Source organism: Secundilactobacillus hailunensis, assembly GCF_005405185.1.
GTDB classification, from domain to species: domain Bacteria; phylum Bacillota; class Bacilli; order Lactobacillales; family Lactobacillaceae; genus Secundilactobacillus; species Secundilactobacillus hailunensis.
This window is the reverse complement of record NZ_BJDO01000033.1, coordinates 1-19,720: the sequence shown is the minus strand read 5'-3', so window position 1 is coordinate 19,720 and position 19,720 is coordinate 1. Positions and strand designations below refer to the sequence as shown.

Here is a 19,720-nt window from a genome sequence, read left to right as displayed (position 1 = left end):
CACCAATATACTAGAATCACCTTGCTTGGGGGAGAAACAAGTTGTTTACGTTACTAAATGCAATAAGTGGTTGCGCGCTCACAATCAATAGTTACCTTTACACTGGCGTCTTTTTCCGTAAGGGTAGCGGAGAATTTCACCCAATCAAACTACCCCAGTGCAGCCACAAATAATTAAACTGACAACCCAACACATTAAGCAGATTGGAAACTAAACCAGAAACTTTTCTTCTTAGCATAATAAAATCCCCCTGCGCTAAATAGATGAATGATATTAATTCATCTATTTAGCGCAGGGGGATTTTAGCAGTAGCTAGTGAGAAGGTCATTTTCAGTTTTACAATATGTGTGTTTGGAAGAACTGAAACTATGTGACTTCTATTCATAGAAGTAAATTAGTTATTTCTTCTCCAAACTCGCTGTTGGCTGTAAGTTAAAGAGCTTGGTAATTGCCCAGCTACCTAAGATTCCGATCAGCATGAATGGGAAGAAGTCCAAGCCTTGATTAAAGAGTGGGATGAAGTTCCCAGCCCAAGCGTTGATGACTTTAAACAATCCCATGTTAGCGAAGAATGGAGGCAAAGTGTGGATGGCATCCAGAAAAGCTGGAATGAAAGTCAAGATGATCGTGGTCTTGTAGATGAATGGATTCTTGCCAATGAATGGGTGCAGCAGGCCTAAGAAGATCAGAGACATTGCTAGTGGGTAGATGAAACTAAGTAGTGGTGTTGAGTACGTAATAATTTGATCCAAACCGAAGTTAGCAATAGCGAAGGCACCGATGGAACTGAAAGTCAGGAAGAAGTGGTAGCCCAGTTTTGGAAAACGGTGACCCCAATCTTCTGAAAGGGCGGCCATCATACCGATACATGAAGTGATACAGGCGAGGAAGGTAACGGCACCCAGAATGGCAATACCAGCCATGCCGGTGTAGTGTGCCATGATGCCAGAGAATGCAGACCCGCCATCGGCAGTTAACTTGATGTAACTTAAACTAGAAGCACCAAGGGCGATCAAGAAGATGTAGATGATGGCTTCAAGACCCATACTGATAGCACCAACTTTAGCAACCGCCTTAGAGCGGGCACCAGTATCGTTCATGCCGAAGAATTTGAGGGCGGTAATGATCGTAACCCCGAAACCTAAACCAGCCAGAGCATCCATGGTGTTGTAACCTTGTAAGAACCCGTTGATCAGGTTGCCGCCCGCACCGGAACCGCTAGGGAAGATCGAGATTTGGCGGATGTCACCTTTAATGATAAAGGCCATAAAGAAGATGAAGGCTAATAGGGCAAGTAAAATTGGATTGAGTAATTTGCCAACATAGTCAGTGATCTTGGATTGGTTCCAAGAAAGCAAGAGTGAGATGCCAAAGAACAGAAATGAGAAGATCAGCAAGCCCATTTGATCCCAGGCTTTTGGTAAGAAGGGCTGAATCCCAATGGCGAAGGTCGTGGTCGCTGTCCGTGGGGAAGCAACCAAGATTCCTAACGTAGCGTGGATCATAATTAGGAAGAACAGGGCGAACCCTTTACCGGCTGGGCGTGCAAGATCATAGGCACTGCTGCTGCGGGTCAAACTAATGGCGAGGATCGATAATAATGGCAACAGAATTGCAGTTAGCAAAAATCCAATGGCGGCAGGTCCCCAGTTACCAGCGGCGAGTTGGCCTAGATGAATTGGGAAAATCAAATTACCAGCCCCAAAGAAGAGACCGAATAGCAGTGAACCTAGAATAATGTATTGACGTCTTGTGAGCGTTGTTTTCATATTGAAAACCTCCTGTATGTTTTGGTGGTAGCAGGGGATTAAAAAACGCCCCTAGCTTATAAAAGCTAAGGACGTGTTATCGACGTGTTACCACCTTAATTTTCAACCACCTCACGATGGCTGACTTCGAAAGTACGATGAGCCGATGCGCGGTCGGTCCACGATACTTCATTGCTGTAATGGGCGCATTCCCAGTGACCACTTCGTTAAACGTCGCGGTCACGACTTGTAGATTACTTTCATCGCTGGGTCGATTACCTCGTCGCACTTACTGAGGCTCCCTGAGAATCTGGCCAGTGACTACTCTTCTACGCATAGTCTTTGAAAAACTATTTAGATATGTGTGAAATGAAAACTTGTTTATGTGGATAATATTAATCATTTTAAATTAAAAGTCAAGAATAAAATGAGAACTTTTTTAATTTAAATGAGTACTTATCTCATACGGTTTTCATTCTATTAATGAGAGAAAGCCGGCGTTATTGGTTGTCAAAACCTGAAAAATAAGCAATAATGATGGATAATATAAAGCGTGTGGTTTAAATGAGAAAATACTTGGAACGGAAAGACGGGATAGTTATGGGAACGCAACTCAGCAAACGGAATATGAAGGTTAAACGGTTAGTCGTTAAAGTTGGGACGAGTAGCTTGGTTTACCCCAGCGGAGGACTGAATTTACGCGTCATCGATCAATTGGCGTTCGTGCTCAGTACGCTTTGCGAGCAGGGTAAAGAAGTGATCTTAGTGTCATCTGGGGCGATTGGCGTTGGCTTAAACGCCCTCCGGCTGAAGGAGCGACCCAAGGAGATCAGCGAACAGCAGGCGCTGGCATCAATTGGTCAAAGTAAGTTGATCACGATGTTTAATCAGCGGTTTGCGCACTACAGTCAGACCATTGGCCAGTTGTTATTAACTCACGATGTGTTTGATTTTCCGGCCAGCAACCAGCACGTTATGGACACCTTTGATAAATTACTGGCGCGTCACGTAGTCCCCATCGTGAATGAAAATGACTCGATCGCCGTGGATGAAATGGATCACCGGACTAAATTTGGTGATAACGATCAGTTGTCAGCTATTGTCGCTACCCACGTGGATGCGGACCTGCTGATCATGCTCTCTGACATTGAGGGCTTTTATGATCAAAATCCTTTGAAGCATGATGATGCACAGCTGATTCCAACGATTCATCATATTGACGATGAAACTTATGCGGTGGCCGGGGGTAAAGGCAGTCGTTACGGGACTGGCGGAATGGTGACGAAATTAACGGCGGCGAAGATCATGCTGCAGCATAATTCACAAATGATATTAGCCAGCGGTAAAGATCCCGCCATTATTTTGGATATTTTAGCTGGTAAACCACTTGGAACTTGGTTTACCCCTGAAGAAAAAGGAGTGGTGCAAAATGGCAAATGAGACAAGTAACCTCACTCGATTAGAACAAATGGGTCAGCTGGCCCGACAGGCAGAAACTCAGTTGGCACAGTTATCGAATCAGCAGCGTAATGCTGGTTTAACGGCAATGGCGGATGCGTTAGTTGCCCACACAGATACAATTTTAGCAGCTAACCAGCAAGATTTAGCGAGTGCCACTGACCTGAAAGCCAGTTTTGTGGATCGGCTGACCCTGACTGCTGACCGGATCAATGATATGGCGGCGGGCATGCGGCAAGTAGTGCAACTGCCAGACCCCATTGGCAGCGTAGACAAAATGTGGAAAAACGAAGCCGGTTTAATGATTGGCAAACAACGCGTACCGTTAGGCGTGATTGGGATTATTTTTGAAGCTCGGCCTAATGTGACGGCGGATGCCTCTGCTTTAAGCTATAAAAGCGGTAACGCCATTATGTTACGGGGTGGCAAAGAAGCCATTCAGACCAATATTGCTATCAGTGATGTCCTCCGCGGGGCATTAAAGCAGCTCGGTGTGGACGAAAATGCGGTTCAATTAGTGCATGATACGTCACACGAAACGGCTAACGAAATGATGGCGCTGACCGGTTACCTTGATGTGCTGATTCCCCGGGGCGGTCGCGGCCTGATTCAACGGGTCGTGGCTACGGCCAAGGTACCCGTGATCGAAACCGGGGCCGGTAACTGCCACATTTACGTTGACCAGTACGCCGAATTACAAATGGCGGTTGATATTACGGTCAACGCTAAGGTGCAGCGGCCATCCGTCTGCAACTCAGCTGAAAAACTGGTGATTCACAGCGCCGTTGCTGACAAATATCTGCCAGTGATTGCGGCTGCGTTAGCCGACCAAGGGGTGCAATTACGCGGTGATGAACGCGCCTGTGCGATTGTCCCAAGTATGGTGCCAGCCACGGCTGCTGACTGGGATACGGAGTATAACGACCTCATCATGGCGGTGAAGGTCGTTGATTCAGAAGACGAAGCCATCGCTCATATCAACGCTCATAATACCAAGCATTCTGAAGCCATCATCACGGATAATTATCAAAACGGGCAGCAGTTTTTACAGCAGATCGACGCAGCTTGCGTTTATATCAATGCGTCAACCCGGTTCACCGATGGGTTTGAATTTGGATTTGGTGCCGAAATTGGGATCAGTACGCAAAAATTACACGCCCGTGGACCAATGGGACTGCACGAATTAACGTCAACTAAGTACATCATTTATGGCAACGGTCAGGTACGAAAATAGGTAAAAGTCTTAAGTTCTGTCTTACACCGTGTATGCCGGCCAAATGTTTGTTAAAATGAGTGTAAAGAGGTGACGTGCTGTGGCGATTAAAACTAATCCTGAACAATTGGCGATGCTGAAGTCGCAAATGGATGAGGCGAATCAAAAATCGCATTTTATTATTTTTGAGTCCACTGAATTAGATAGCGGTGATAATTTGCGGCTGATCACTGATTACGACAGCTTTAAGGAAATTCGAAAAGCACACGTTGACCAGACCAAAATGCATATTCTGCAGGATATCGTGCCCATTACGGATAATCTGGCGAAGTGGGCGATTGCGGAAAGCAAAGCTGCTAATCAAAACGATGATCCGGAAACGTTAGCTGATCTGGAACACTATACCAACGCCGTTTTAAAAGAAAATCGAATTAAACTTAATCAGGAATAAATAAAATCAGGATTTAGCAGTTGATTTAACTGTTAAATCCTGATTTTATTGTCATTATCGGCACTTAACGACAGCAAAAAGTTTCACATGAAACATTTCTGGCAAATGCTCAAAGCCGACACGAACAGACGTTCAAATATGCTATGATAAAATCAGCAAAATTCGAGTATGTATAGCGGAACAATTTCATGAATGATAACCGTGATAGATAGAAAGGAACGACGACAATGACGTTGCAATTTGTGATTGGAAAAGCCAGCGTTGATCATCAGGCAAGCCTCTTAGCGGAACTGGCTAAGGCGCAGCAGGCGCACCCTGATGACCAATTCTATTACTTAGTGCCAAACCACATTAAATTCGAATCTGAAGTTCAGGTGCTGACCAGATTAGCCCAGTTGGCCGGTGTGGAAAATGGGGCGTACGCGCAATCTGGCGTGCAGGTGCTTTCACTGACCCGCCTAGCTTGGTTTTTTATGAAGAACGCTCCGGCTTATCAACTACCGCGGATTTCTCAAGCCGGGATGAATATGCTGGTTTATCAAGCCATTTTAGACCATCAAGATGAACTGCGCTTATTTGCTGGTGAAGCAGACCGGCCGGGGTTCATTAGCTTACTGACCCGCCAAATATTGGAGTTAAAAACTGGCCAAGTCAGCGTTTTAGACCTCGACCAAGTCGCTAAAAAATTGACCGGGACCAGCGCTGATCTGGATGCTAAATTACACGATCTGGTCTTGATCTACGACAGTTTTGAGCAGGCGATGACCAATAAATACGTGGCCAACACCGATTTACTAAATCAACTGAGCACTTACTTGGAAAAAGTAGATCTTAGCCACGCGCACTTTTACTTTGACGGGTTCTCTCAGACCCAGTTCTCGGCTCAGGAAATGAAGCTGTTAACGACGCTGATGAGCCAAGCAGCGGAAGTCAAAGTTGCGCTGATCTTGGACCAGGGGACGCCAACGGCTGATGCCATTAACGAGCAGAGCCTGTTCTTTCAACCATCACGGACCTATATGCGGCTTTACCAGACGGCGCGGGCATTGTCAGTACCGGTGTTGCGCGACATTAAAGCCACCACGACTCGGACGACCCCTGAACTGCAACAGCTTGAAAACTACTGGCAGTCAACGGCGACAGGGGTTACGGCGACGCAGACTGAAGATTTACAGCAGGCTGATCGGATTCAGATCATTCAAGCCGACAACCGGTATGCTGAAGTGGCTCGGGTAGCCACCATGATCCGGCAGTTAGTTGCTGAAAAGGGCTACCGGTACCGGGATTTTCTAATCTTGACCCGCCATTTGGATCAATATGCCACTATTTTGGCGCCGATTATGAACGCCCAGGAGATTCCTTACTTTAGTGACGTCCAGCAGTCAATGGCCGACCATCCCCTAGTGGAATTGATTGATGCGTTATTTGAAATTAAGCGCAAGCACTTCCAGTACGCGGACATCATGCGGTTATTGAAGACCGAACTGTTAGTCCCGAAAACCGCTGATGGTCACGAGATGAACATTGATACGTTTCGTGACGCGCTATTTAAGACGGAAAACTGGGTCTTAAAGATGGGCTATCAGGGTTCTCGATGGCTACAAAAAGAAGACTGGCCATACGCCCAGCTGCACAGTGATGATCTGGGGACCGTCACCAGTGCCGATCAAGCGACCTCAGAGCAGATCAACGGTATTCGCCGGTTTGTCAGAGATACATTAGTGCCGTTCTACAAGAAATTAGATCAGGTTAAAAACGGTCGGGAAGCGGCAACCTTACTAGTAAACTTTATGACCGAAAACGGGGTCGTGGACCGGTTAATGGCTTGGCGTGATCAAGCCATTGATGCTGGGGACCTGGTGCAAGCTGGACAGCCGGAACAGGTCTGGCAGACGTTCTGTGACCTGCTGGATGAATACGTCACGATCTTAGGTGACCGGCTGTTTCAATCTCAGGATTTCTTAGCGTTGCTGCAGGCTGGGTTTGAGGGGGCTGATTATTCGCAGATCCCTTCGACACTTGATCAGGTGATGATCTCTGAAAGTGGCATTATTCAAATGAATAACCGGAAGATCACGTTTATGATCGGGTCAACTGATACTACAATGCCAGACACCACGCTGCCCACGCATTTACTGAACGATCAGGACCGCCAAAAACTAACGCTGCCAGAGGGCGAGTATCTAAACGACGACGGCATTATGACGTTGCAGGGCGAGCCCTATATCAACTATCTCGCCTTTATGACGCCCAGTGAGCGCTTGATTTTCACCTATCCCATCAATGCCGGCGATGACGCGCAAAACCAGATCAGCCCTTACTTAGCACGAATTCAAAAACATTTTAACTTACCAATAATCAGCCATACGGCGATGCCGCAAGCTGATCAGCAGGACCTGAAACCGTATCTAGGCGCTAAACGGGCAACATTGCGGCACTTAATTCAGGCCAGCAACGATTCTCGTGATCGAAACGTCGATCTGAGTGCTGCATGGCAGTACGTTTATCAGGTCCTTGATCAAGGGGAGACGAAAGCGTTAACGGAGAAATTGCTAGGCAGTATTTCCTACCGCAACGTTCCTGCACAGCTCGATGCTGAGATCGTCACCGGACTGTACGGCAACACGATCAACAGTTCGATTTCTAAGCTGGAGGAATTTTATCGCAACCAGTACGCGTACTTCCTCAAGTACGGGTTAAAGCTGCGTGAACGCGATGAATTTGAATTGTCACCAGCCAATACTGGCGAGTTCTTCCACGCTGCCATGGATCAGTTAATGAAGCGCGTCAACGCGGAAAAACTCGATTTAGCCACTTTGGATGAAAAGCAGCTGAACGAACTGATCACAGAGATCACCAGCCAAATTTTAAACGATCCGAAGAATCTGCAATACGCTATTTTGAATTCCAGCCAGCGGATGACCTTTATCAAGCAGCAGCTGATCGGTGTTGTCCGGCAGATGGCGGCGACGTTTCATAAACAGAGCCAGTACACGCCGATGCGGGCCCGCAAGACCGAAGTCCTGTTTGGCCACATTGGCGCGGAAAACGGATTACCACCACTGGTCTTTGATCTGCCAAAGGAAAAACAGATTCGGGTGCGGGGCAAAATTGACCGAATCGATACGCTGAAATTACCGTCGAACGAGTACATCGGCATCGTTGACTACAAGTCCAGTGAACACACCGTTAAGTTCAACGATATCTACGAAGGCATCGCCATGCAGATGATGACGTATCTGGATGTGGTGCAGCAGAACATGGGCTTAGTAGCCGATGACGAAGACGCGCAGCTGGCGGGTGCGCTATACCTGCATTTGCAAAATCCGCGGTTGCGACCCAGCGACATTAAGACCGATATTGCCAGTGCTTTATTAGCCAAAGAACGCTATGAAGGGGTACTGGTAGCCGACGACGAGATGCTTCACGGGCTAGAACCAGAACTAGACGTCAGTGAAGCGGCGAAAGTCTTTCCGTTTAAGTTTCGGAAGGATGGCTCAACGGCTAAATCTAACTCCATTATTACGATGGATCAGTTAAAGAGTTTATTGAAGTACACGGAAATGAAGATCACGGATGCCGGCAATGCCATCTTTGACGGTGAAGTTGAATTAAATCCGTATAAACCGGCCAGCGGTATGACGGCCATGACGAATTCACCGTACACGGCGATCATGCAGTTTGATCCGATGCTGCCGGAAAACAGCTACCGGATACAGACCGCAGCATCCAAAGCGGCTGATATTATGGCGCAAATTGAAACGGAGGTTAAACGGCGTGAATTACACTAAGAGTCAACAACAAGTTTTAGATACCCATCAGACCAATCTGCTGGTTTCAGCTTCCGCTGGTTCTGGGAAAACGCGGGTGTTAGTGGACCGGGTGATCAACATGATCTTGGCGCATGAAAGTCTGGAAAACCTCCTGATCGTGACCTTTACCCGTGCGGCAGCAGCCGAAATGAAGGACCGAATCGAAACGGCGCTGCGCCAGCAGATCAGTGTTGCGGATGCCTCAGAACAACGGTATTTATCCCGCCAATTAGCGGTTTTACCGGTGGCTGATATCAGTACACTGGACGCTTTTTGTCAAAAGATCGTCGAACGTTATTACTATTTGATTGATCTAGATCCGGTCTTTCGAATCTTGGGCGATCAATCCGAAAGTGATCTGCTAAAGGATGAAGTTTGGAACGACGTGCGTGAGCAGCTGTACCAAAATGATGACGATGGGGCGTTTAAACAGCTCGTCACGAATTTTTCCAATGACCGTTCGGATGACGGATTGACGGATCAAGTGATGCAGGTCTTTCAATTCATGGGGGCGAAGCCGGATCCCGGTGCCTGGCTGAAGACTTTAGCAGCACCGTATCAGGTGGATGGGCCATTGATGGCCAGTTCGATCGTGCAACAACAGGTGCTGCCGCTGATCTCGCAACAACTGGATACTGCTAAACAAGAATTACAGCAGGGTCGTGAACTGGCAGATGGAGTCAATATTGACAAGGCCGTCGCCTATATGGATGACTTGCTGATATCCTTATCCGAATTTCACATGGACGAATTATCGTGGGACGGATTAAGACAAGGTCTCAATGAATTTCCGTGGGGCCGGTTACCAAGTATTGGTAAAAAATCGGCTGAGTATGACGACTATCAAGATATTAAAGGCACGTTTGTCGCACACCGGGATAACGCCAAAAAGGCGCTGGAAACAGCTGCTAACTTGATGCCGCTACCAGAAGAAGCGACGGCTGAAGCCATGAATAACAGCCGGGGAATCGTTGCCGAACTGGCGGCCGTGGTGCAGCAATTTGCCACCGCTTACGATGCCGAAAAACGGCGCCGGCACATCTGGGAGTTCAGCGATATTGAACACTTTGCCCTGCAGATCCTGCAGGCACCAGCCCCTGAAGCCATAGCGGTCCGGAAACAATTATCCAAGGACTACCACGAAATTATGGTGGATGAATATCAAGATACCAATGAACTGCAAGAAGCCATTGTGACCACCTTAGCCCATGAGCATCCCGGTAATTTATTTATGGTGGGGGACATCAAGCAGTCCATTTACCGCTTCAGACTGGCAGAGCCCAAGCTGTTTATTGATAAATTTAACCGGTATCAAGCAGACCCTGATGCTGGTAAGGAGATTACGTTGGCGGAAAACTTCCGCTCAATGAAAAACGTTGATGAGTTTACCAACCTGATCTTCACCCAGATCATGGATGAGCAGTTAGGTCAGATTAAATATGCGGGCTCAGCTAAGCTCGTTTACGGCGCTAACTATCCGGATAACTTACCCAACGTGGCGTCCTTGATGATCTATGATACTGAGGCGCCTAGTGACGCTGGGGCGGATGACGCGCCAGACGGTGATGAAGGTCAAGTGACCTTGATTGCCCAGAAGATTCGTGAATTATTAGCTAAAAATACGCAGATCTGGGACCGTTCGGAGCAGCAGCTGCGCCCACTGAAATATGAAGATATTGCCATTATTTCGTCAACCAAAAAGAATAATTTGGAAATTCAAGATCAGTTTGGCCGGGCGGATATTCCGGTACAGATCAACGATGCGCAAAGCTACTTTAAAACTACTGAAGTTCAGATCATGATGTCGATGCTGCAGATCATTGATAATCCCTATCAAGATATCCCGTTAGCGGCGGTACTACGGTCACCAATCGTGGGATTGAACGAAAATGAATTGGCCTATTTACGGATTAACGACAAGTCCGACGATTACTATTCTGCACTGCTGCACTTTTATCAGGGCTATCAAGATGAATATGCGGGTAACCATTACGCGGATGAACTTTACCCTAAGATTCAGAAATTTTTGGAACAGCTGCAGCAATTTCAAACCACTGCTCGGCAAAAACAGCTAGCCACGTTGATTTGGCAGATCTATCAAACGACTGGTTTTCTGGACTATGTCGCGGGGATGCCAGCGGGGCCGCAGCGGCAGGCTAACCTGCACGCACTGTACGAACGGGCGGCCGACTACGAACAAAACGGGTTTAAGGGCCTGTTTCAGTTCGTCAGATTTATTGAACGGATGCAGCGTAACGACCACGATCTGGCAGAAGCGAAGACCAGAGCGACGGAAAATGCCGTGCAAGTGATGACGATTCATGGCAGTAAGGGACTGGAGTTTCCAGTGGTCTTCTTATTGAACGCGTCAAAGAAGTTCAATATGCAAGACCTGACCGACCACGCGGTGCTTAACAATCAGTTAGGTATCGGGATCGATTACTTTGATCCAGAAAAACGGGTGGCAGCCCCCACTTTGCCGAAGCTAGTGATTCAGGCGGCGACTCGTAAAGAGGCCTTAGCTGAGGAAATGCGTAAATTATACGTGGCGCTGACCCGGGCTGAACAGCGGCTTTACATTGTCGGTGCCTGCAAGGGTCAAGACAATCTGATCAAGGGCTGGAGTGCAGCTAATCATGATGATTCACTGGTGTTAAATCCCAATCTACGGGAGAAGACCCAGAACTTTTTGGACTGGATCGGCTTAGCTTTGATGCGGCACCCGCAGTTTAAACTGAACCCTGAAAAAAAGGTGCTGCCGGCTTTAAAGGATGACGAGACGCAGTTTGAACTCAACTTTTATTCGGCTGATGATCTCGTTAACATGGGGCCAAGGTCGAAACCGACGACGGGTAAAATCTGGCTGCAGGATTTGAAGAAGCAGGTCCAATCCGCCGATTATACCGAGGTCAATGTCGATGAGATCGATCAGCTGATGGAATTTCACTATCAGCATCAAGCCGAAACGCAGACAACGGCCTACCAGTCCGTTTCTGAAATTAAACGACTGTTTGAAGATCCGGATATTAAGCAGTTGGGGGACTTTCAGCCTAATTGGCAGACGGCGCAGGGCGGCAACCGGTTTGTGACCCATGAACTGGCGCAACCAGACTTTATGCAGACGATTAATGCGCCTACATCAGCTGAAATTGGGACGGCCACTCATTTGATCTTCCAGGAAATTGATTTGGCACAGCCAATTGATCTGAAGGCCGTTCAGGCGGTCATTGATCGGTTAGTCGACCAAAAGGTGATGCAGCCAGCGGTCGCGGACCGAATCAAACAAGATCAAGTCGTCAACTTCTTTAAGAGTGAATTTGGCCAGACGATTTTGCAGCACCAAGCTAGTCTCAAACGCGAAACGCCATTTTCACTGTTATTGCCAGCTAAGGATGCCTTTACCACTGTCGATGACGCGGACGCTAAAATTTTGATTCACGGAATCATTGACGGTTACTTTGTCACTGAAGACGGCATTACGCTGTTTGATTACAAGACCGATTATCTGCAACCAACGGAGGCGGGTATCGAAAAAGTGAAGCACCGTTACGAAGGTCAGCTGCGCTTATATGCGTTAGCGCTGGAAAAGATGCTGCAAAAGCCAGTGGTTAACAAGTACCTCTATCTCTTGTCAATCGATCAGTTAGTGCAGGTTTAGTTGTGACTGAGTTTAATTGATTTAGCAAAAACTTAATTTTTTTTAAGAAATCGGCAGATGGTGTTCGATAAGCGCAATGAATATTGAAACTAAAGGTTGATTTTATCAGGTTTGTTAGGCCTATTTAGCTGTCAATCACACCGGTGACTAGGCTAAAATCAATAATTAATTAGCGTATTTCTAACAATGAGTTTGGTTTCACTGTCAGAATCATGCGATAATGAAACCAACTAATTTTAAAAACTGGGGAGAATCGTTTTGAGAAAAATTTATAAGAAGCTGCCGGCGTGGCTCATTTATACGGTTGCTTTTGCGTTTATTGTGCTTTGTTCGTTTGGTGCCTTACGCTTCAATGGCCAAACGACGATTTGGAATATGGACGGTATTTCGCAGCATTATCCAATTCTAGAGCAATTTTACCGGATCCTTCGGGGAACTGCGCATCAGTCGCTATTTAGCTGGTCGTGGAATTTAGGCCTCGGTGCTGATCAAATGACCACTTTTGCCTACTACGTGGTGGGTGATCCGTTTAGTTACTTGATTGCACTGTTCCCAGCTGATCAGATTCAATTGGGCTATCAGCTGCTGACAATTTTGAGACTGTACGCGATTGGCCTTGCCTTTTTGGCGTTTGCTAAGCAGATGAAGCTGAAGCGCGGTGGCAGTTTAATTGCAACACTGATCTACACGTTTTGCGGCTTCTCGTTTTATGCCGCATATCATCACCCATTCTTCTTGTTACCACTGATCTTTTTCCCACTGCTGTGCGTAGCGATCGACAAGATCTATCACGGCCAGTCCTTTTTGTGGCTAGTGGTGATTACCGCCATTGTGCTGATCAGCAACGTTTATTTTGCTTACTTGCTGGGACTGGGTTCACTGGTATTTGCGGTCATTCGCTACTTTGACCTCAAACGTAAAAATGAACTGGTCCGGTCATTTCCAAAATCGTTTGGTTACTTTATGCTGACCGTAGTGATGGCACTTTTGATTGCGGCCATCATATTAGTGCCAAACATCATGTCAATGCTTAATTCTTCTAGGTCTGGTTCGAGTATCTTTGCGAACGGGCTGAAGCTGTATCCGCCGATTTACTATATGAACTTGCCCAATGCCATTTTGGATGCCAGCGGTCAGAAATTTTACTGGGTCGTGATGGGTACTAGTGGTCTGACCCTGCTTTCCATGATCTGGTCGTTCCGGCATTTTAAAAAATACCTGATGTTAAATATCACCCTGATCTTAATTGCAGTGGGGCTGCTCTTCCCGCAGTTTGCGGCAATTATGAACGTGATGAGTACGCCATCTAACCGGTGGCTGTTATTAGCACAGCTGCCCTTTGCCTTAATCGCTGGGATCTTTGTTGATCACATTCATGAACTGGTTCCCGCCGATTTTAAGTGGTTCCTGAATGGGACGCTTTTGTTGCTGGCACTGGTTTGGCTGGGTAATGGGTTCATCTTTAAACTGCAGCCGCACCACGCGGTCATGTACGGCATTTATTTTGTGACCTTACTAGTGCTGGCTTATGCGTTTATTGGTGGGATCAAACCCAGTCAGCTACGGCTTTCTTTGTTCGCACTGATCATCGTCAACACGGCTAGTTTGGGCTTGGGCTTTTATAGCAGTAATTATAGCGGTGCGCAAAAAAATGAGATCAGCAGAGGAGCAGCGCCGCACTGGTCCAAAGCCTATTTTGACGGTGCGAACAAATATTTGCACAAACATGATAAGTCCTTTTACCGGACAGCGATGACTTCGGACTACTATCCAGTCACCACGGCTGGTAATAACATTCCGATGTTGCTGAACACGCATTCTATTAGTTCGTATTACTCCGTGCAAAATGGGGCTGTTAATGATTTTAATAAGGCCTTGTTTAACAGCGAAAACACCATGAATAATCCTACGCGAAACGTTGATAACCGAGCAACTTTTTCTTCCTTGTTAGGGGTTAAATACTTGTTTGGCCGGGCAGATCAAGTTGGCAAAGCGCCTGTACCTTACGGCTTTGAAGCTGTTAAGGATAAGCAGGGTCAGCCAAGGCTATTTCAGAATCAGCCGGTTTATTCGTTAGATAACCATACTGGGACGATCCTTTATCGTAATAAGTACGCGTTACCTTTGGCATACACTCAAACGCAGCAGCTTAATGATCAAGACTATCAAGGACTCTCTGCTGCCAATAAGGAACAGGCGCTGTTAAGTGGCGCGGTAACTAGTCATAAAGTCAGCGGTGTCAAGACGGTTACAGCACCCACAGCAACTAAATCGGTGCCTTATTCAGTTACGCTGAATTACCAGCCAATCACTACGACTGATCAAGCGATTGCTTATCAAATGAAGCACGATACGGGCCACTCAGTGCTGACAGCAATCAAATCAAATGAGTTGACGCCAAAGCAATTGAAATATTACGATACAATTGCTAAGACTTCTAAGCCAAGTAAGGCGATCACTAAAATATTTGAGCAAAATCAGGCGATCGTCCAAAAGAATAATCAGGCTAATCAGCATGGTCTAAAGGAATTAGCCAGTGACAAGATGGGTCAAAATGCTAATTATCAAATTACGCTGAAGAATCCGGCTGCGTATAAAAACAGCGAACTCTACGTTGAATTTGATGGCATTAAGGCACAATTTCCATCTACTAGTCAGCGATTAAACTACGTTGCCCAACGCTCAATTATGGGTGATGTGCCATTTTCACATGGGACTAAGTTGAACTACTGGCGTAATTTTATGAATAATCAATACTTTGATTCCTTCAAGCTGCAGGTTAAGGCTGATCATAAAAACGTTGCCATCCAGCAATTAGGGATCAATAATATGTCTGACTATGAGCCAATTCACCATGCATTGATCAATTTGGGCTACTCGACAAAAGCACGTAAGACGATCAACGTGTCGTTCTATCGCGCTAATAAGATGAGCTTTAAGCATGTGCGGGTGATTGCCGTGCCGTTTAATCAGAACTATCGCCAAAAAGCCACTCAGATTCAAAAACAGGGTTTAAAACGGATGAAAGTCACGAATAACCGTGTTTCTGGTACAACTGATGATACTCAGGCTAGCGTTTTAACCACGTCCATTCCATATACGAAGGGCTGGCACTTAACCGTTGATGGGCGCAATACGTCGACTCAAAAGGTTAATGTTGGGTTTGTCGGGGCTAAAATTCCTGCAGGCCGGCATCAAGTGCGCTTAACCTATCAAACACCGGGACTGTCAGCTGGCAAACTGCTTTCGCTGGTTGGACTGATACTGTTTATCATTGGTGTTGTCTGGGATATGTGGCGCTGGCTACTGCGTCGGAAAACGACCACTGTCTAACAAATAACATTAATTGAGTTCCAAGATAAAAAAGACTTGCTGGTTCAACGATTATCGTTGAACCAGCAAGTCTTTTTTAATTCACTTCTTACAATAGAAATAGGCTGATCAGTACGATCAACATGAACACTGCCACAATGATTAAAGGCAACGTTGATGTTAACGCAATTCGGTGGTCATGATGAATGCTAACGATAATAACAGTTAGCAATGCAATCAAACCAACCGCGAACAGAATCATTAATTTAAGCTGCACTGCCGTATCTGCAATGGTCATAAAGCTTCACCTCACTGATTACTTGATCACTAACTCGTAAGCATAACGAAGCGCGTGGTCGCGTTGCATGTATACTTTACCACGATAGTCAAAGCCACAGGTAGTAATCACGTGGCGCATACCCTTATTTTCCGGATGGGTATCAATGCGGACATCTTGGAAGCCCAGTACGTTAGAAATGGTGATCAGGCCGCTCATCAATTTTTCTGATAGATGTTGACCCCGGAAATTGCTGGCAACGGCGATTCTGTGAATAGCCGTGTAACGTGCATCAATCCCGGTGATCCAGTTGCCATCATCGATCTTGAGATAGTTGATATCAATTCCTTGGTGCAGGGCTGCGGTACCAGCAATGGCGCCACCGAAGATCAAAACAAAAGTGATACCATCTTTGATATCTTGTTTGAGGATTGCTGGATCAGGATAGCCATCCTGCCACTGATCGATGTTCTGTTTCTTTAAGTAGGCCTTAGCGTTATCGATAATCGCTGTAATTGCGGGTAAGTCTGCTTGGGTAGCCCGTCTTAAGTATGTCGCTGGCATGAGTTGCCTCCTCATAAAAGTCTAATCTAAATTTTACCCCTTTCATTGCATTTTAAAAAGTAGCAATATGAATAATAGAAGGTGATCACGTGCAGTATGAAGATGTTAAATTAGCAACGTTTATTGAGCGGCCAAACCGGTTTATCGCCCATTGTCAGCTGGCAGGTAAACTGGTGACGGTCCACGTTAAAAATACCGGTCGAAGTAAGGAATTACTGGTGCCAGGAACGCAGGTCGCTTTGAATTATCAGCCAAAGGCAACCCGGAAAACGGATTACGATCTGGTTGCCGTGAATAAGCAGGGGCATCATTGGATCAATATTGATAGTCAGCTGCCCAACCGGTTAGTGAAAGACGCCCAGTTGGCGCATACACTGCAGTTACCAGAGATGCCGGAACTGAGCCACTTTAAACCAGAAACGGTCTATCATGATTCACGCTTGGATTTCTGGGGTCAAACTAAATCGGGACAGGATCTTTGGATCGAAGTGAAAGGGGTCACGTTAGAAAATGACGGTGTAGCGGCTTTCCCAGATGCCCCAACTGTCCGGGCCGTTAAACACGTCCACGAACTGATCCGGGCAGCTGGTGAAGGAGCCATAGCTTACCTACTGTTTGTTGTGCAGCTGGATTACGCCCACGTCATGACCATTTATCGTCAGCGGGCACCGCGGTTATTTGCAGCGATTGAGGCTGCGCAGCAAGCTGGCGTTCACGTGGTGGCACTGGATTGCGCCGTTACACCAGATACGGTAACCCTCAGACGGCCAGTTTCGATTGATCTGCACGCGCACTTTGAAGAAGCTAAATAATGGCTAGCTAAAAGCACCGCAATCAGTTAATTGATCGCGGTGCTTGGTGTGTAGTTTTAAATGGGAATTAACGATGGATTGAAAGGGCAATGCCCATGCCGCCGCCGATACAGATTGCGGCCAGGCCGGATTCCAGGTGTTCACGCTGTAAATCGTGAACTAGTGTGGTCATGATCCGGGCACCAGAAGCACCCACTGGATGACCTAACGCGATAGCGCCACCGTTAACGTTTAGCCGGTCGTCAGGAATTTTAAGGTCCCGTGAAACGGCAACGGATTGAGCGGCAAACGCCTCGTTTAATTCGTAGCGGTCAATATCGGTAATGGTTTTGCCCTGTTTTTGTAATAGCTGGGAGACAGCGTAGTAGGGGGCATAACCCATGATGCTCGGATCAATGCCCACTTCCTGATAGCCATCCAGCACGGCCAGGTAATCTAGGCCGGCAGCTTCAGCAGCGGTTTTAGACATTAAAACCAGCATGCTGGCACCGTCGTTTAAACCGGCTGAGTTACCGGCAGTAACGGTGCCGTTGGTCTTAAAGGCAGGCTTTAGATGACTAAGTGCTTCTATTGAAGTGTCAGGTCGGATGGCTTCATCGCGGGTCATTTGGTTAGCCGTTTTTGCGGTGAGCGGTACCGGGACGATTTCGTTTTCAAAATAACCAGCTTCAGTAGCGGTTAATGCGCGTTGATGGGAACGCAGCGAGAAGGCATCTTGTTCAGCACGTGAAACGTGGTATTGGGCCGCAATATTCTCAGCCGTCATGCCCATTAGTTCTTGGGTAAGCGCGTCTCGTAAAGCATCGTGTTCGATTCCGTCTAGGATCTTTCGTTCACCGTACTTGGAGCCACGGCGCATATCTGGCAGTAAGTAGGGAACGTTTGACATGCTTTCGGTACCGCCGACTAAAACCACGTTGGCGTCACCCAGCAGGATGGCAGACTGTGCCAGACGGATGGCTTTGATACCGGAACCGCAGACTTGATTGATCGTCATAGCGGTACTGGTGACGGGTAAGCCAGCCTTTAAGCTGATTTGGCGGGCAACGTTTTGACCGGAACCGGCCTGCAACACGTTACCAACGATTGTTTGATCAATGATATTGGGCTGGATCTGTGCTTCACGAATCGCAGCTTTAGCAGTGAGCGTACCAAGTTGAACGGCTGAATAGTTGGCTAGTTGCCGGCCCATTTTGCCAATTGGTGTTCTAACTGCACTTAGAATTACGACTTCATTCATGGTTAATTTCCTCTTCCAATTTCAATATACGTCTGATAAGGATACATGATAATTAGTGAAATGTCTTGGGATTGATTTTGGTTTACTGGAATTTTAAGGGTTTGTATTATAGTAGAATCTTTCATATAATGATAAAACTGAATGAGGAGGTTATACATGATGGCACAATTTGAGGAACAGTTAGATAGCTGGCTTGACCAAGTTTCTGAGGTACCGTTGGTCAGTAATATGAGTGATGCAGATCAGCAGAAGATCGATTTAATTGATTCACTTGTCGTCCAGGTAGCCGTCGAAGGGTACGGTCAACAGCCGGATGAGTGGACGCCCCAGATGCTGGCCGATCTATTTTTTAACCGGTTTGTACGGTTATTGGAAGAAAATGAAAAGCAACAGCGCTTGTTTGAGTTGATTCCAACTGCTGTGACGGTTTTACTAAAGGTGGTTCAGCCGGCTCACCAGTCAGCGTTAATGAGCTGGATCCAAACGCATCATAATGAACTGGTACATTTATATGATCCAGTCGCTGATCAGATTTATTCCCAGCTTACACAAGCCATGGAAAAAGCTGATGTTGACGTGAATAATTCAAAGCAGGTAGCGGTGTTTATCCGGCAATACATGCATGACCACCCGGATCAGAGTAAAACACTGTTTACGAAGGGTGACCAGCAATAATCACTAGAAATGCTTTGGTGACAGGCTTTTGATTAATAGTATGAGACGGTTACAACTTAAATTAACGGCTGCTAAATGTGAATATCATTAAAAGTGCGAATTTCCGTTGACACTTGTTTGCACAGATGCTATATTAGTTAAGTTGCTTCGCGAGGGAAGCGAGAAAACGTGATTATAAAAATTTATAAATTCATGTTGACAATCTTCCAACGAAGCGTTATATTAATTAAGTTGCTTGCGACAGATATCGAAATTCAAAATTATAAAATTTTAAATTTTAGTTGACATCATATAAGCGATGAGGTATGATAATAAAGCTGATTCATTTACGAGTCAGCTTGGTAGACCTTTGAAAACTGAACAAAGTTTTGTTTCACAAATGTGCAGGGCATATCAGCTTCGGCTGATATCAAATGTAATTTGCGAAGTCAATTTCGCTAGTAATATTAATGAGTCACAAACAATCATAAAATGAGAGTTTGATCCTGGCTCAGGACGAA

Annotated in this window: 13 protein-coding genes; 8 read left to right on the top strand and 5 right to left on the bottom strand. The window is 46.4% G+C overall.

Annotation, left to right across the window (positions count from 1 at the left end):
* Positions 1-398 precede the first annotated feature (398 nt).
* Complete coding sequence (gene brnQ / locus FFM73_RS08900) at positions 399-1,769, bottom strand: branched-chain amino acid transport system II carrier protein (protein WP_137631406.1); 1,371 nt, start codon at positions 1,767-1,769, stop codon at positions 399-401.
* 76 nt (positions 1,770-1,845) lie between these two features.
* Entirely contained in the window at positions 1,846-2,037 is a 192-nt protein-coding gene (locus FFM73_RS13285) for a hypothetical protein (protein ID WP_137631405.1), read from the bottom strand.
* Between the two features lie 311 nt (positions 2,038-2,348).
* Here FFM73_RS13285 and proB point away from each other — a divergent pair, with 311 nt between their 5' ends.
* From proB to FFM73_RS08865, 6 genes are all read left to right on the top strand, one after another.
* Positions 2,349-3,188 (top strand): glutamate 5-kinase, encoded by an 840-nt coding sequence (proB, locus tag FFM73_RS08890; protein ID WP_137631404.1) that lies wholly within the window; start codon positions 2,349-2,351, stop codon positions 3,186-3,188.
* Positions 3,178-4,440 carry a glutamate-5-semialdehyde dehydrogenase gene (locus FFM73_RS08885; protein ID WP_137631403.1) on the top strand — a complete coding sequence of 421 codons (1,263 nt, stop codon included), beginning with the start codon at positions 3,178-3,180 and terminating at the stop codon, positions 4,438-4,440. The genes proB and FFM73_RS08885 overlap by 11 nt, the downstream gene beginning before the upstream one ends.
* 79 nt (positions 4,441-4,519) lie before the next feature.
* Positions 4,520-4,870 carry a hypothetical protein gene (locus tag FFM73_RS08880; RefSeq protein WP_137631402.1) on the top strand — a complete coding sequence of 117 codons (351 nt, stop codon included), beginning with the start codon at positions 4,520-4,522 and terminating at the stop codon, positions 4,868-4,870.
* A gap of 227 nt (positions 4,871-5,097) precedes the next feature.
* A complete protein-coding gene (locus FFM73_RS08875) occupies positions 5,098-8,661 on the top strand; it encodes a PD-(D/E)XK nuclease family protein (RefSeq protein ID WP_137631401.1) in 3,564 nt (1,187 codons plus the stop codon).
* Positions 8,648-12,340, top strand: a complete 3,693-nt coding sequence (addA, locus tag FFM73_RS08870) for a helicase-exonuclease AddAB subunit AddA (protein ID WP_137631400.1) — start codon at positions 8,648-8,650, stop codon at positions 12,338-12,340. The genes FFM73_RS08875 and addA overlap by 14 nt, the downstream gene beginning before the upstream one ends.
* 258 nt (positions 12,341-12,598) lie before the next feature.
* Positions 12,599-15,673 carry a YfhO family protein gene (locus FFM73_RS08865; RefSeq protein WP_171001258.1) on the top strand — a complete coding sequence of 1,025 codons (3,075 nt, stop codon included), beginning with the start codon at positions 12,599-12,601 and terminating at the stop codon, positions 15,671-15,673.
* Positions 15,674-15,761: 88 nt separating this feature from the next.
* Here FFM73_RS08865 and FFM73_RS08860 read toward each other — a convergent pair whose 3' ends face one another.
* Both FFM73_RS08860 and FFM73_RS08855 read right to left on the bottom strand, forming a co-directional pair.
* Complete coding sequence (locus FFM73_RS08860) at positions 15,762-15,950, bottom strand: hypothetical protein (RefSeq protein ID WP_137631398.1); 189 nt, start codon at positions 15,948-15,950, stop codon at positions 15,762-15,764.
* Between the two features lie 18 nt (positions 15,951-15,968).
* A complete protein-coding gene (locus FFM73_RS08855) occupies positions 15,969-16,493 on the bottom strand; it encodes a GNAT family N-acetyltransferase (RefSeq protein ID WP_137631397.1) in 525 nt (174 codons plus the stop codon).
* Between the two features lie 89 nt (positions 16,494-16,582).
* Here FFM73_RS08855 and sfsA point away from each other — a divergent pair, with 89 nt between their 5' ends.
* Entirely contained in the window at positions 16,583-17,305 is a 723-nt protein-coding gene (gene sfsA / locus FFM73_RS08850; RefSeq protein ID WP_137631396.1) for a DNA/RNA nuclease SfsA, read from the top strand.
* 67 nt (positions 17,306-17,372) lie between these two features.
* On the opposite strand, the gene FFM73_RS08845 is transcribed toward sfsA, so the two are convergent.
* Positions 17,373-18,545 (bottom strand): thiolase family protein, encoded by a 1,173-nt coding sequence (locus FFM73_RS08845; protein WP_137631395.1) that lies wholly within the window; start codon positions 18,543-18,545, stop codon positions 17,373-17,375.
* A gap of 156 nt (positions 18,546-18,701) precedes the next feature.
* On the opposite strand from FFM73_RS08845, the gene FFM73_RS08840 reads away from it, so the two are divergent.
* A complete protein-coding gene (locus FFM73_RS08840) occupies positions 18,702-19,220 on the top strand; it encodes a hypothetical protein (RefSeq protein WP_137631394.1) in 519 nt (172 codons plus the stop codon).
* Positions 19,221-19,720: the final 500 nt, after the last annotated feature.